This is a genomic window from Fumia xinanensis (assembly GCF_014384905.1).
GTDB classification, from domain to species: domain Bacteria; phylum Bacillota; class Clostridia; order Oscillospirales; family Ruminococcaceae; genus Fumia; species Fumia xinanensis.
In genome coordinates this window covers 13523-29356 of record NZ_JACRSV010000007.1, presented here as the reverse complement: position 1 = coordinate 29356, position 15834 = coordinate 13523, and the positions used below count along the sequence as shown (strand labels likewise).

Sequence of the window (15834 nt, the reverse complement as noted above, 5' to 3'; positions counted from 1 at the left end):
TCTTCATTCAGATAGTAGGTCTTGCCGTCTACCTTGACGAAACCGGTAACGTACTCGCCGTCAGCGTCTTTGAGCTTGTAGCCGTCTTCCGTCTCTTCCCAGGTGTATTTGTCATCGCCAGTGGGAGGAGTTTCGGGATCCGGTTTATCATCGGGTTTCGGGGTAACGCTTCCGCCTCCGCCGGAACCAGAACCGCCGCCAATAGAGCCGCCAGAAGTATTTCCATCAATCGAATCCCAGGTGCCGGTATACGAAGGACCATAGAATATTTTACCATTAAAGCCTGCATCCATAGGAGTGTCCCCAGTAGCAAATTTTGTAATATATTCTCTGGGGCGATAGGTCCCATTCATGAACTGATACATGTTGTCATAAAGTTCCCGCATGACAGAATCGTTGGATGCCGCTAATTGGGCGACAGTGCCGCAACCTTCGTACCAATTTCGGTAGCATTTATCTCCGTCTGCATTCAATTTAACGCCCGCGTTGAGGTAATCCAACCCCAGGTTATACCAGCTGGGCCGGAGGAAAAGATGATCGTCCAATTCCATTTCAAGGCCAATATTGCCGTAAGATGCCAGCTTCAACGCCTGCTCCACCTGTTTGGTACCGCCAGCACCAAAATCGTATTCATCTTCTGGAATAGAGAACATATGGTTTGGCTGTAAAGCCGTACAGTCGACACCGTAGTCTTGGGACCACAGGTAGCCGCAGGAACGATAATGAGGAATCCAGTAGTATTTATAGCCATAAGAATGGACTTTGTCCGCGACGTATTGCAAGCTGTCCCTAAAGTCGATCTGCTCATCCATCTCGTACAAGCCTTCTAACTCTATATACTCGTATTTTCCGGATTCCATTCGGCTGACTACCTGATCGATCCACCAGTCTGCTGCATACTGATAATCAGCGGTTTCGGAGAAATCCAAGCTGTGGCTTCCGTTTAAGCTGCCGAAATTGGTGACCAGTTTGTCGATACTTGGGAACATAACCACCAGTTTTACTTTGTAGTTGGGATCTCCCAGCTCTTCGGAAGCCCTTTTTGCCGCTTTGTTCAGATTATCCACTTCACCGCCGTCGCGGAATGTTTTGTCGATGTACCACTCCCAGTCCTTGGCACGAGCCTTTTCATTGGGGTCTCCCCAAACATGGTTGAATAGGCGGCCGTACTGGGATACTATGCCGAGGAGCAAAACAGTGTCGAACATGGTGTCTTTGACTCTGCCGTCGGTATCTACATAGGTCAAATACGGACGAAATTTTTCAACAGACCAGTTGCCTTTAAAGCTGCCGCTTCCTTCATCAAAACCATACCAGCCGTTATAACAGAGAACCATATCTTGGACGCCGCCGGTGGTTTCCTCAGAAGGCCGCAAATAATTCTCAGAATATTCCAATGTTGACAGGTTGGTAAGCGGTTTTGCATCTTCAGTAATGCCTTTTACGCCGTAAATTTCCAGTTCGTCAAACAGGTTTTTGCCTTTAAGCTCCACATCCACACGGACATACCTGGCCTGGTAGACGGAATTTTCGTCGCCGGTCAAATCAATGGATTTGCCGTTATTCTCCTCCGGATTATGCCAGCCGTAGGAGAGAAGGCCCGTAGCGTCGTTGGTGGAGGAGTTTCTGGACAAAGGCATCCAGTTTTCCCCGTCCATAGAAGCGTACATGAAGACCGCCCAGGGAGAAAATACACCGCCTGACGACCCGCCGCCGCAGCAGGACAAGGAAATCCAGCTAATGGAGTGCACTTCTTCCAAATCTACGACAATCGTTTTCAGCGCCCAACGGTCCACTTGTTTTCCGCTCATTGTCGCGGCTTGAATAAAGCCTACCCAAGCGGGATCTGCAAAGAGGTATTCTCCTCTAAGGCCGTCGGTGAGTTCCATTCCACTCTCGTCGGGGAACTCGTTAAGCGGTTCTTCAGGGCTCAGGGTATAACTTTTGTTGAAGGCAACATTATACGGATCAAAACCGTCGCCGAGGCAGGGACCAGCATCGGCAGTTTTCGCGTTAACGCCTTCGATTTTTACTTCGTCAATATAAGTGTAGACGTCCCTCGTCTCCGACACGTCAAAGGCGATCTTTACAAATCCGGTATAAGGAAGTACATACTCGGGTTCTGTGGAAACAAATGCATCCTCAGGATTGGTAGCATCCCATGTCATAGCCGTATTGCTTTCGATCCCCAGGGGGGAAATGCCTTTGTTAAAAGTTTTCAGTGTCGTCCATTTGTTTCCGTCATTGGAAACGTAGAATTTCAGATTTTTGGGAGTCGTCAGCTTGAGCGCTGCATCTTCCCTGCTGTAAACGGTGATTTTTGAAAGAGAATGCATTCCCTTCAAGTTGAAAACCAATTCAATGTGGTTGTTGGCCTCATTTTTGGATTTCAAGAAGCCCACCCAGTTGGGGTCTCGGATACTGGCGGTGACGCCGTAGCGTCCATCGGTAAGTACGCCGTCTGCTCCGTTGTCCGGAAGTCTAGAAATGGTGTAGTCCTGGCCTCGTACAATATTGTACGGATCGGGGATCGCATTGGTTTCTCTCAAAACCTGGATCTCATCCATAAACAGCCAGCCCCAGCCGACGGGAGTGGTGGTGAACCGGACATAGCGACCGGTCATTCCCTCTGGGTTGGCAAAGGAAAATCGTCTCACGGAACCAGTACCGGTACATTCAGCTCCTGATCCTTCTGCAAGTGTCTGCCAGTTTTCCTTGTCACTTGAAACTTCTACTTTAACCTTGTCGGGCAATTGAATACTCGGTCCCGCCCAATAGCCATACTCGATGTATACTTCCTGAAAATTCTCATCTTTGCCCAAATCAAGGGTGACGACAATATCCTCCGGCCCTTTGGCGCCTTCCGGAATAGCCAGGAAGCCCACCCATTCCGGATCAGAGAATTCTATCCCTACACCGTGAAGGCCATCGGTCAGTTCCCGGTTACCGGCATCCGGATAACTGCCGTTAGGCTGCCGGCTGTATTCATAGGGTTTGCCATAAGCAATATCATTGCTTAAATCTGGCTGAGGCTGAGGTTCCTCCTCGCCCCGATCCGGAATATTGCTCGTTTTCAGCACTCTTACTTCATCCACCAGAACAAAATCCTTGCCCCCGGCCGTTAGGACAAATTTCACATATCTGCCGGTGCCGTTTACTTTTTCTGCAAACGGGTGGATCAGCGTCTCCGATACATCAACTTTCTTCAAGTTGAATGTCCCCAAACTGTTCCAGTTGGAGCCATCGGCAGAAGCAAGTACCTCAACCGTTACGGGCCACTCCGCGCCGGCAATTTCATCCCGGAGGAAATTTGCTTCTACCTGTTGAAATCTCTGAGAAGAGCCCAAATCTACGATGATTTCGGCGTTGCCTTTGGATTTGGAAAATCCAAGCCATCTACCGTCCATAAAATCCTCTTTAGAACCGTACAGGCCATCGGTCATCTGCCCTTGATCGGTATAATATTCTCCCAGAGAACGGGACAGGGTATAGCTTTTTCCGAATGCCAGATTGTTTGTATCACTGTCCGGAACATTGCTGGGCGTGTTATTCTCCAGAGCCGATTCCTGTATGGTGACGAGCGAAGCGGAAGAAAAGCTCCGCACTTCGCTTCCGTCATCGAAACGGTTGATGACGCAGGCCTGATAAATGCCGCCGTCAGAAAGCTGAGCATTTGGAATCTTGATAGCCTTTTGACCTTCAAACTGTGCGAGTTCTGCATTATCTTTCATCCATACGATATCTACTTCATTTCCCGTCTCTGCAAGGGTGTAGTCGATTCTCAAGTTGACTGCATCGCCCTCGTACTTATTTACATTAGCGGGAAGATCATCTGTAAAAATCGCCTCTTTAGGGTCACGCTCTGACCATACGCCCATAATTTCCATTTCGGAAATAAACAGCCAGGAGGTCGCAAACTTAATGTAGACTTTGACAAAACGAGCTGTTGCGGGCGCTCCGCTCAGCGTATATGTATGAGTCGCTCCGTCTCCACTGTCGCCGGAGCCGCCAGCGGCGAAATCAGCCCAATTGAGCTTATCAGAGGAATAAGATACTCTTACTGAGTTTGGTGCGCCAATGCCGGGTCCGGAATCACAAACGTACTGAAAGTTGACTTCGTCAAAGGTTTGCTTATAGCCTAAGTCAAAAATCAGCTCAATTTCTCCCTTGGCATAACCAACATAATTTATATCACCGTAATCCAGCGATCCAAATAATCCGTCAGTCAATTCTTTATTGCCAGTATCCGGATAGAGATTTTCAAATGGTTCTGTGCCGCTATATGTACATCCAAGCGCCAGATTAGTCCGATCATCACTGAACTCTTCCTCAAATGACTCTTGATCCAGGGCAAGCGCCTCTCCGATTTTTTCAACAGGCATTTCTTCGGCCGCTTCAGTCTCCGCCACCTCCTGCTCCCCGTTGGTTTCATCAGTAGGCTCCGATCCTTCTTCCGAATCGGTTTCTACTGGATCATCCGTCCCATTAACGGTAACGATACCCGTGTTTTCAGGTGATTCTTTCTCATATGCGCTGACCGGTATTGTACCAAGCGCACAAGTCAGCGACAAAATAATCGCTAAAAGGGATGACCATCTTCTTTTCTTTTTACCTAACACAACCAATCTCCTCCTCTATTTACTCACAGATATTGTCATAAACAAATCCATGCCTTTGCCACTCTTGATGATTAAAATGGAATCGGTATAATAGCTTTATTGCAAATAGCAACTGCCATGTATTGTTGTTTTTGATTTAATTATATGTCCGTCAAATTAATTGTCAATACTGCATATTAGAAAGATAAAAATAATATAGAAAATGGTAAGAATGTACATTTTTATTTTACCCAAATTCAACACAATACTTTACATTTTTACACCACGCAGCTATATGATCCCTAATATTGGGGGAAATGGCGGCTTGACAAAGATATTCGGCATGCGGTAAATACTGAAAAGATAATACAGAAACTGTACCTGTTAATTTCTTTCATACCCCTTACATTTTTGACATCAATTATGAATCGCTATAATTTTTATGAACACCATTGAAAAAAGCAGATAAAAACTGAATGACAAATGATAAGAACGTCCAGCTTTATACTGATAAATTCATTTATTGCGGCTCCATTTCCTTTTTCTCGGCAGATCTATATACTTTAGAAAAATCAGGATATAGAAAAAATTCCCATCCAACACTTTCCTTTGTCCCTCATGAAACCAAGGTTTCGTTTAAATTTCGCTCTTACTCATCACGGGCTAGAACGAGTCTACTATTTTAGAGAGTACTGTCAGGAGCGTATCTAGCTGTGGAGATATGATCCTACTTTCAAGTGGTGCGATGAAAAATTTGATCAGCAGTTTTGCCAAATCCCATTGTGTCATTTTTCTTTAGCGTTCTATATAGCAATCAGGTCTTCTCTGATTGTTTCACATTTTTTAGATATTTTATCGCCCCTAACTAATATCCCAAATACGGTGTTTTCGGCGCTGTATAAATGGCCCCATCGTTTCAGACAGTCGCGTTATGGTCGATCTAGGCCACACTAAAAACCGTTTTACCTACAATCGGAGCAAGCACTGATTTACAAAAACATAAAAGCGACAGCTCCCATCTACGTAAATAGATAGGAGCCGTCGCCCGTAACGAAAATTTGGAGAATAAATCCGTTACAAATATAATATGGAGATTAGAATGAGATGGCTTATTAGGGGAACAACGTTCCCTATTGAAATAACTTTGTTATTTCACCCAGGCGCCGGAAGCGTCTAACTTGTAACCGCCTACGGTGGTGTTTGCCGCCATTTTGCCGCTGGCGTTAAAGTAGTAGCATTTAGCATTTACCCAGTTCCAGCCGGTGGCCATGGCCCCGCTGTCTTTCAGGTAATACCAGGTATTTCCCTGCTGCAGCCAGCCGGTCATCATTGCGCCGTTGCCTCTGAAGTAGTACCAGGTGTTTCCTACCTGTACCCAGCCGGAGTTTGCCATGCCGCCCCAACTGTAGAGGTAGTACCATACGCCTCCGTTGTAGAGCCAGCCGGTCTGCATCACGCCGCCTGCGTTCAGGAAGTACCAGGTGTTGCCCAGTTTGAGCCAGCCTGTCGCCATCACGCCGTCGGATTTCAGATAGTACCACTTGTTATCGACTTTCTGCCAGCCGGTAGCCCGGATGCCGTCAGCGCCCAGGTAATACCACTTGCCGGACACTTTGGCCCAGCCAGTGACGTACTCGCCGTCAGCGTCTTTCAGCTTGTAGCCGTCGTCGGTCTCTTCCCAGGTGTAGTTGTCGTCACCGGTGGGAGGAGTTTCGGGATCCGGTTTATCATCGGGTTTCGGGGTGACACTTCCGCCTCCGCCGGAGCCAGAACCGCCGCCGATAGAGCCGCCACCAGGCGCGATGGGATCAACGGGATCCGTCTCGTGGAATTCTACAACATAAGGTATTTTTTCAGTCAACGTGCCTTTCATAAGTTTGTAGCAGGAGTCGTAGATATTTCTCACTTCCGCTTTGTTGGAAATCGCAAAACTCGCAAGGCCGCCGTAACCTCCAACATACCAGTTGCGGTATACGTCTGGGCCGCCGAATCCATAATCAATGCTGCCGTTCAGGTAGTCGATGAATTTGTTGATGTGCGCCACTTCACGGGTGGCACCGCCATCCACTTCCATTTCAATACCCATCTGTCCATAACTGGCAATTCGGGCAGCGTTCTTCACTCTGTCATTTCCAAGAAAGCCCTTGTCATTTTCTTCATAAGCATTTCCAAAATAGTGGTTTGGCTGAAACGTTATCGCATCAAAGCCAAAGACATCTTTTCCCCAAAGACACGTAGTCTCACCAAAATAAGGAATCCAGTAATATTTCAGGTCCATCTCATGCAATTTTGCGCTTTCATATTTTACCAAATCATCTACATGGTAAGCACTGAGAACCCCTTCGTCCAGACAATAATATCCGGCAAGCTCAATATACTCATAACCGCCTTCCACAAATTTTTCATAAGTAGTATCGATGTACCAGTCAATCAGATACTGCCAATCTTGCTCTACCTGCATATTCAGAGCCTTGCCATTCAAGGTGCCAAAATTGGTTTTCGTCCAAGAAATAGCCGGAATCATTATCACAAGCTTGATTTTATAATCGGGGTCATTCAAATCAAGAGAAGCTATCTGCGCCGCCTGATTCAGATGTTCCACGTCTCCGTCTGCTTTGAACAGCTTATCAATATACCATTCCCAATCCTTTAAGTTGGCTGTTCCCCTGTCCGGTTTTTGTGTAGTGCTGAAATCGCCAAAATAGTTTCCATATACAGAAGTCAGCGCCAGGAACAGAACGGCGTCAAACAGTGTATCCACCGATTTTCCTTCGGAATCAACATAGGTAAGGTGCGGTTTGAGTTTTTCCGGCGTCCAGTCGCCAGCCCGGTATCCTACTTCCGGGTCAAAACCGTAGTCGCCGCTGTTGTAAAGCAGAACCATATCGTGGATACCGCCGGTTTGTTCACCCGGTTTCAGATAGTCCCCGCCTTCGCTGGTCGGATTATCCAAGATACGAGTACCGTTTGCCATGACAGCGTCATCCCTGACCCCGTCGTAACCCATGACTTCAATTTCGTCCACCAGGCAGTAGTTTATAGGCTCATAGTCGACACGAATATATCTGGCCGCAACAGATTCTGCACCGGGGGCCAAATCCTCTGTCTGCATCAAATTATCCGCAGAAGCCCGCCAGCCATAAGATACCCTTGCCTTATCGTAAGCTATCTTACCTTCATGGTATCCCAAAGACAACGGGAACCACTTCTTTCCATCCATCGAAGCATATGTCCAAATAGCTCGAGGCTGATTGGCGTATGACACTCCCGGAATAGAGCCAGCTAAACAAGTGGTTTCGACGCTGGTAACGGACTTCACATCCTCAAGATCAATCACCACTGTTTTGAGATGATATTCTGTCCCCGCATCTCCTCCCCAGGTATCCCACGCAAGGAATCCCCACCAGGCCGGATCCATAGGATCGTCAGACGCCGCACGGATACCATCCGTCAGTTCCACCCCGTTCGTATCAGGAATGTTGTTGTCATCGCCAACGGTAGAAACGGTATAAGATTTGTTCAAAGCCACATTGTAGTTTTCCCCATTGGCGTCCATAGGAAGTCCAGAAGAAGTCGTCTTCCCCCGCTTACCGATTATTTCGATCTCATCAAGCCAGGCAGTGTCTCCCTTGGCCAAATCGAATTCGATGGTGATATAGCGGGTATAAGCCATATCAGCATTTTCGACGGAAGAACTGAAAGCATCAACGGTTCCGTCCCAAATCACATCGCTGGTGGGAGTGCCAGCTCCAAAATCTTTGAGGGTATACCATATGGATTTATTGGGAGAAACCTTTACAGTGAGGTTTTTGGGTAACGTAGCGTTTTCCCCGTCTCGTTTCATACCCATTACGATTTTAGAAACAGAGCTCATAGCGGTCAAATCGAAATTAATTATCACATGGTTTTCCGGGGTATAATTTGCATTATATGGGAATCCGACCCAGTTGCCTTCTCCGCGCAGCGTATCCGTCAGGGCAGTTTCGCTGTCGCTTTCCAGCCCCTTACGGGAAATGGTGTACTTATAATTTTTAATCAGGTTTATCAGGGAACCGTTATCTGGATTTTCGTCGGCATCCGGCTGATGGTCGTCGACCTTTAATACTTCGATTTCATCCATATAGAGGCCGTCTGTCAATCCATAATAAACAAACTTGATGTATTGGGCGGAGGCTGCTTCTTCCAGCGCACAATCCAGCCGCTTAGAACCCTGCACTAAGTCGCCTTCTATATTTACGTTCTTTAAAAAGCGCCAATTCACTTTATCATCGGAACAGAAGATACTGACAGAGGTGGGGAACGTTGCAGACACTTTATCCTCGTACAGATAAGCGTCATTGCCATCTGCGGCGGTATATCCGACCCATTCTTCCGACAAATAGCTGCTGCTTGCCCGTCTTCCATCTGTAAGCTTACCGTTATTATCCGGGCGAACCATGTTAGACGGCCACTCTGTCTCATAAGCCGCACCCAAGGCCAGATTGTTGTTGTCAACAACCGGCAAGTCTGTCTGTGCTGCTGTACTGGAATAGATTTTAGAAGAACGCTCGGTTTCCGCTACTTTAAATACTTGTATCTCATCGACAAATAGCCAGTAGTTACATGTAATGCTAACCTTTACATAGCGGGCCTTTGTTTGTTTGGGAGCCTGATAGCAATAATTAAAGATATAGTCTTTAGAATCAGGGGCTCCCTGCGCTTGTAAAAAGCCTGTCTTAATTCTCTCAAAACTCTGCTTGGAACCCAAATCCAGAGTCAACTCCATGCTTGGTTTGCCCGTATCAAAAGGTTGCCAATTCCACTGGTCATCGGAAGTATACACATGAATATCATCAGGACAGAGGATGCCATACCCAGCTATATGCAGCGTATTCAGCGACACTTCTTGAAACAGCTGGGATTCTCCCAAATCAATAATAATTTCCTGTACATCATTCCAAACTCTTGGGTTATATCCACTCCAAGCAGGATCCAGATGATTTAACCGCCCTTTCTTTCCGTCTGTCAGGGAGACTTTTCCCTCATCAGGGTAGGTAGCTGCCGCCGGAATGGTGGTTTTGTAGGGCCGCCCTTTGGCGATATTGTTGCTGTCGTCTGGGGGCGGGAGTTCAACGAGGGGATAATTTACAGCTTCTTCATTGCGCTCTGCGAAAACTTCCAGCTCATCCATGAACATCCAGGTATTTCCGCCTTCAAAGCAGAACCGAATCTCTTTTGCAGTCAGAGCCTCGCCTTCGGTAGCCAAAACCAATTTGGCCTTACTTCCTTCGCCGGCAGGCGCCCCTTTATAAATAGTACACCAGAAATCCTCTCTCTCTTTCCGGGTCTGGATAACCAATTCGGCAGGCATATCGATACCGGCGCCCGGCGATAGCAGAAATCCCAGATCTACCTGTTTAAACTGCGTGTTAAAACCCAAATCAAAAGTCATTTCAAAATACTGGTTGACGCCGTTGGAGTAAATACCCACCGATTGCGGGTCGCCCCAGACCTCTGAAAATTCACCATCGGTAAGCCTTTTGTGTTCGGTATCAGGATAACTGCCATGCCAGGGATTTCCTGTCAGAGTCGTCTCATAGGAAAGGCCAAACAGCAGATTGTTCCCCTCATAATCCATGACCGTGACATTACAGGCCTGGGACTTAACGCTGGCATGGTTATCGCCCTTGTTGTTGGTCACTTTGACATAATACCGTCCTGTATCCGCCTCGGTCGCTCCGGGGATGGACAGAGAAGGAGAAACTTCTCCGTCCAGAGGAGCGTCGTCCTTAAACCATTGATAGGTCAGCCGACCGCCGTCTACGCTTTTCGCGTCGACAAATAATTCAACATCCTTCCCGGTGGGAACAACCAAATCACGAGGCAGGTCCCTGTCGATAGATGGGGAAGCCGCCAGATAATCGGCCTCCGGCCCCCATAGCTCCAGCTCATCCAAGAAGGTCCAAGTATGGGTACCTGATACAGTAAAACGCACCTTGGCCGCGTCGATCGAAACATTAGCGGTCATTTTATACATCGTCCGATCTTCGATTGGCGAAGCAGCAGGCATAGTCGCTGCATTGACCCAGGTGTCGGAGCCCACCGTCTGATAGTCCACCTGCACGGCGCAAGTGCCGATACCTGACGACTGCCAGGCAAAACCGTCGACTACCACCTTTGTGATAGGGTAGTTCTGTTCGCCCAAATCGACAACAAATATAGCAGGGCCTTCTTCCTCTCCTGCGTAAAACCCTACGGTATCGCTGTCAAAATCGGCCGCATACACACCGTCGGTAAATTTTGTCAGATTGGGGTCATTGTAGGAATGATACCAGTCGTCTGGCAAAGACGAAGTATACGGTTTACCCAGCGCATAGTTTACCACATCACTGGCGCTGACTTTGGTGAGCTCTCCCATGGTAGACGCTAATCCGCTACTCAGCGTTATCGCTGTAGCCAGCATGCAACACATCAGAGAAACAAATTTCTTTTTGTAAGATGTTTTTTTCATACCAATCTCCCTCTTACTTCATTTAAAAATACCGTTATAAAAATTTCCAACTATAAATGAACTACATCACCCTTTGTCCCTTTCTATTTGCTTTTTCCTATAGATTATCTAAATTATGATACTATTTTGGAAAAATATCTAGTGAAAATTGCGCGATATTTTTATACAATTATTGCTTTACTGGAAATCGGCATTATTTTATGGTAAACTAGTATTGAAAAAATATAGGTAAAAAAGGAAGAAAGGAAAAATGGCTGTATGGGAATATTTTTAGGAAAAAATTGCGTGGGATATGCCTGCTGCATTCACGACAAGCCAAGCACGGTGGCAACCGTCTACCAATGCGGATGGCAGTCGGCAAACAAATTATGCTCATTCGGCCCATCCGTGTGGGATCATTTCCTGATTCATTACGTCGTAAAAGGAAAAGGGCAATTTGTTTTTCAACAAAAAATTTATCCTGTTGAGGCAGGACAAGGTTTTCTCATTCCCCCAGGCCACTCCGCCTCTTACTGTGCTGACGCCGACGACCCTTGGGAATATTACTGGGTTGGCTTTAACGGAATTGAGGCCAAAAAAATGTTGGAAACAGCAAATCTGAGCGAAGAAAACCCCATATTCACCTATAATAAAGATGGGAAAGTCAAAGAATACCTGGAAAATTTATACCGCTCTTCTCGCTCTTCCGGTTATAAAGAATACGCGATGATCGGCTATCTTTATTTATTTTTATCCTGTATCGCTGCGCCTAAAATTGAAAAATCGAAGGCAAAAGAAGAATATATCAAAAATGCCGCAGAATATATTGAAAATAACTGTTTCTATCGACTGACCGTCCAGGATGTCGCGCAGCACGTAGGAGTGGAACACTCCTATCTTTTCAGAATTTTTAAAGAAAAAATGGGTTGTTCCATTTCAACCTATATCTCAAACCGAAAAATAGACCGAGCAAAGATGCTGCTTTCTAAAAGCAAAATGCCCATTACCGAAATAGCAAACTCTCTCAGTTTTAGCAGTGTCGCACATTTCTCTAAGGCATTTAAGAAAGCTACCACCGTATCACCCATGGCCTACCGAAAAATGTTTTCAAAATAAACCATAGAACAATGTAAAGCAGAATTTTCCATCTGTAAAAGTGGAAACTTTGTCTGCTAAGGCAATCGCTACGCCGCCAGAGTAATGATATAGGGATTGTTGTCTGGATCCCAAGCATCGGTTCCTCTGCTATCAGGATCACTGTTAATAGAGATGGCCGTTTCTCCGATGTGTCCGTCGCCGATAGGAAATAAATATCTATAGGAACTTTTATAATCAGGGCATATATAACATATGTAAACCTCTTTATCCAAATTGTAGTCCACATTGTCCTAATAGAGCTGGATTTCATACTCGTTGTTGACAAGCCGGCAGAGGTCAAGATAATTTTTTCAATGAAAGAATGAAACGGGAACATCACATAGAATTGTGGCACTTGAACAATTTCTAAGCATGTTAAAGTTTGAACAAATGGTGTAAAATAAAGTACTCCCATGAACTTTTTAGTTCATGGGAGTACTTTATGGAGCTGGTAATCGGACTCGAACCGATGACCTGCGCATTACGAATGCGCTGCTCTACCAACTGAGCCATACCAGCATAAGGGAGCGATGCCCCCTATTAGATCGGCCTTTATCCGACTGAATTATTTTATCATAAAAAGTAGCTTTTGTAAATAGAGTAATTGAACTTTATTACAAGCCATCTGGCCATCTTAAAGAGTTACAAATCCCATTACGAAAATGACACCTATCAGTACTGGGGCCACATAACGAATTACGATCCCATAGAGTTTCTGCCACCGAAAGCCCTTGGTGTTACCGATTTGGATCTCTGCCGCAGCGTTTCGGATGCCCCAGATATACCCCACAAACAGGCACATGCAAAACCCGCTAATAGGCATCAGAATTTTGTCTGTTAAAAATCCCAAGGCATCAAAAAAATTCATGCCGCCGATGGTGACATCTTTCCACACCCCCATCGATAAAGATGCAACTACACCGATAGCTCCCATTAAAGCCGCCATCAAAACGGCAGCTTTGATGCGGGGCCAATGGAAGGTATCAATGAGAAATGACACGACAACTTCCAAAAGCGAAATTGCCGAAGTTGCCGCCGCAAAAAAAACCAACACAAAAAATAGAAAGCCAAATATTTTTCCGAAAGGCATCGACGCAAAAACTGCGGGCAATGTTTGGAAAATCAAACCAGGCCCTGCCTGGAGCTGTTCCGGACCTAAAAGGGCAAAAACCGCTGGCAAAATCGCTATTCCGGAAAGCAGAGCACACAAGGTGTCAAGTCCGCATACCATGGTGGAATCCTTGACCATATTAGAATCTCTTTTGAGGTAACTGCCATAGGTAATTGTGATACCAAGACCTAGACTCAAACTGAAAAACACCTGGCCCATAGCTTGTACAATGGTATTAGCCAGCCTTGGAAAAGAGTCCACAGCGTGGAAATCCGGAACGAAAAAGAATTTCAACCCTTCCACAGCGCCATCCAGTGTGACACTGCGTATCGCAATGACAATCAGCAGAATAAAGAGTCCCGGAAGCATGAATTTGCTAGCCTTTTCAATACCCTTAGCCACACCTCCGATGACAACCAGAGCGCACAGCGCCATAAAAACGAGATGCCAGATAACCGGCTCCACAGGAGATGCTACAAAATTTTGGTAGTAGGCCACTGTATCGCCGCCAAAATTGCCGCCTTGTAAGTAACCTAATATGTACTTCATTACCCAACCGCCAACAACACTGTAATAAGACAGAATAATAAAAGCGCACAACACCCCTACGGCGCCAACAAAGGTCCATTTTTTATTGAGCTTTCGGTAAGCGCCCACCGCATTAAGTTGGGTATGCCGTCCCAGAGTCATCTCCGTCAGCATAATGGGAACTCCCAACACTACGATGAAAACAAGGTATAGAATTAAAAACAATCCGCCGCCGCTTTTTCCCGCCACGTAGGGGAACTTCCACAGATTTCCGAGGCCGACTGCGGCCCCTGCAGATGCCATAATAAAACCCAGCGTCGAAGTAAATTGTCCTCGGCTATGCGCCTTTGTTGTCTTAGCCATGATAACGACCCTCCTGTTTAACCATGAAGCCGTGGCGCACTTACGCCGACAGCCGCTCTATTGTTAAAAATAGCAGTATCAAAAGAAAAAGCCGCTGAGAATAATACTCAGCGGCTTTTTGGTGGGCGAGGGTGGATTCGGACCACCGAAGCAATGATGCAACAGATTTACAGTCTGCCCCCTTTGGCCACTCGGGAACTCGCCCATCTGATAAATAACTGTCATTTCAATAGAGCTTGTCCTAACATGACAGCTTTTTTATTTTATCATAATTTTAAGATGATGTCAAGGAATATTTGCCTTTTTGCGCAATTTATTTTTCCTAATTTAATCGTTGGGACGCTGATAAAAATTTCCTGCTACCTGGTCGGTTTTTAAAATATTAACAAAAGCTTTCGGGTCTACCTTCCGCACTACTTTCGTCACGTTTTTGACTTGATTGCCTGAAATGACCGAATAAATCATTGAACGCGGCTCTCCATTGTAGAGACCTGTTCCACAAAACAGGGTAGCTCCGTGATGTGTTAATTCCCGGATATGTCTATAAATTTCCTCAGATTTATCTGAAATAATAAAAAGAGTGGTCCTCTTATAGCGAGTATCCATCATTTTTACAATTTGAGTGGAAGCAAACTGGAAAATGATCGAGTAGAGTGCCTTGTCCCAGCCGAAAAGCAGGCCTGCAACTACAAGCATAACCGCGTTACCCAACAAAATGTAGTTCCAGGAGTCCACATTCAGTTTTTGAGACAAAGCCACCGCAATAAAATCGGTGCCACCGCTGGTGGCGCGCCCCATCAGGCACAAACTAATGGCAAATCCATTGATGATCCCACCAAAAATACAAATCAGCAAAATATCATCCGTCAATGGCATAGAGGGAATCACATCGGTTAATATACTGGTTATCACAATCATCAAACAGGAGTAGAGTGTGAACCGTTTGCCAAGCAGTCGAAAACTGAGGAGTGCCGGCACTGCATTTAGCAGAAAATTTATCAGGGAAAAGGGCAAAGAAAGGTTCCAGAACTCTTGTGCACTTCTTTGAATCAGCAGAGTAAGGCCGTTGAATCCGCCGGGAAAGAGCCCTCCCGCCTCCACAAAGCTCTTAATATTGACAGCCATAATGACTGAAGCCAATAGAATTAATACAAATCTGCCTATATGGTCCCGAAGACGCAGAAAAAGGCCTGCTTCCTTGTTCAATAGTGTGCTTTTCATATAAATTCCTCATTACTACAGAAGTTATCAAGAATAGTATTTCCACAATCAGCTTGCCGCCAAATAAAGTTTTTCACCCAAATTATAGCACACCGCTGTACAAAGTCAAATGGCTGCTCAAGAGGAAAATGGCTAAGTGAAAATCTATGTATCCATAAATCCTATTAAACTTAACCGTTTTGGCTGGTACTACAATGAGGATACTCTATTCTTTTTCCTGCTATAACTGAGCGGATTCCAGTAATTTGGGGGACGCCCCTCCCAAGCTTAGATTTTGAAAAATAAAAAATACCCCAGCTCACTCCAAGCTGGGGTATTTTGGTGGGCGAGGGGGATCCCCCTTTTCCTTCCCACTTGGGCGGAATAACCCTGTGAGTCAGGACATTTCGGGAAGGCCGGTCGCTGCA

General features: G+C 46.0%; 5 protein-coding genes and 2 tRNA genes. 1 reads left to right on the top strand and 6 read right to left on the bottom strand.

Features of this window, described 5'->3' with window-relative positions:
- On the bottom strand, positions 1–4619 hold a 4619-nt coding region (locus H8710_RS13180), incomplete at its 3' end, for a DUF4855 domain-containing protein (protein ID WP_249296314.1).
- Positions 4620–5745: 1126 nt separating this feature from the next.
- Positions 5746–11088 (bottom strand): DUF4855 domain-containing protein, encoded by a 5343-nt coding sequence (locus tag H8710_RS13175; RefSeq protein WP_249296312.1) that lies wholly within the window; start codon positions 11086–11088, stop codon positions 5746–5748.
- A 258-nt stretch (positions 11089–11346) separates the two neighbouring features.
- On the opposite strand from H8710_RS13175, the gene H8710_RS13170 reads away from it, so the two are divergent.
- Entirely contained in the window at positions 11347–12183 is an 837-nt protein-coding gene (locus H8710_RS13170; RefSeq protein WP_249296311.1) for an AraC family transcriptional regulator, read from the top strand.
- A 464-nt stretch (positions 12184–12647) separates the two neighbouring features.
- Here H8710_RS13170 and H8710_RS13165 read toward each other — a convergent pair.
- The 4 genes from H8710_RS13165 to H8710_RS13150 all read right to left on the bottom strand — a co-directional run bounded on the left by H8710_RS13165 (position 12648) and on the right by H8710_RS13150 (position 15427).
- Positions 12648–12723, bottom strand: a tRNA-Thr gene (locus H8710_RS13165).
- Between the two features lie 115 nt (positions 12724–12838).
- Complete coding sequence (locus tag H8710_RS13160) at positions 12839–14206, bottom strand: sodium-dependent transporter (protein ID WP_249296309.1); 1368 nt, start codon at positions 14204–14206, stop codon at positions 12839–12841.
- A gap of 119 nt (positions 14207–14325) precedes the next feature.
- Positions 14326–14411 (bottom strand) — tRNA-Tyr (locus H8710_RS13155).
- 122 nt (positions 14412–14533) lie between these two features.
- A complete protein-coding gene (locus H8710_RS13150) occupies positions 14534–15427 on the bottom strand; it encodes a YitT family protein (RefSeq protein WP_249296307.1) in 894 nt (297 codons plus the stop codon).
- Positions 15428–15834: the final 407 nt, after the last annotated feature.

Bases quoted from the DNA above. Each gene is read 5' to 3' on its own strand.
- H8710_RS13175 (WP_249296312.1), bottom strand. From the start codon at position 11,088: ATGAAAAAAACATCTTACAAAAAGAAATTTGTTTCTCTGATGTGTTGC.
- H8710_RS13170 (WP_249296311.1), top strand. From the start codon at position 11,347: ATGGGAATATTTTTAGGAAAAAATTGCGTGGGATATGCCTGCTGCATT.
- H8710_RS13160 (WP_249296309.1), bottom strand. From the start codon at position 14,206: ATGGCTAAGACAACAAAGGCGCATAGCCGAGGACAATTTACTTCGACG.
- H8710_RS13150 (WP_249296307.1), bottom strand. From the start codon at position 15,427: ATGAAAAGCACACTATTGAACAAGGAAGCAGGCCTTTTTCTGCGTCTT.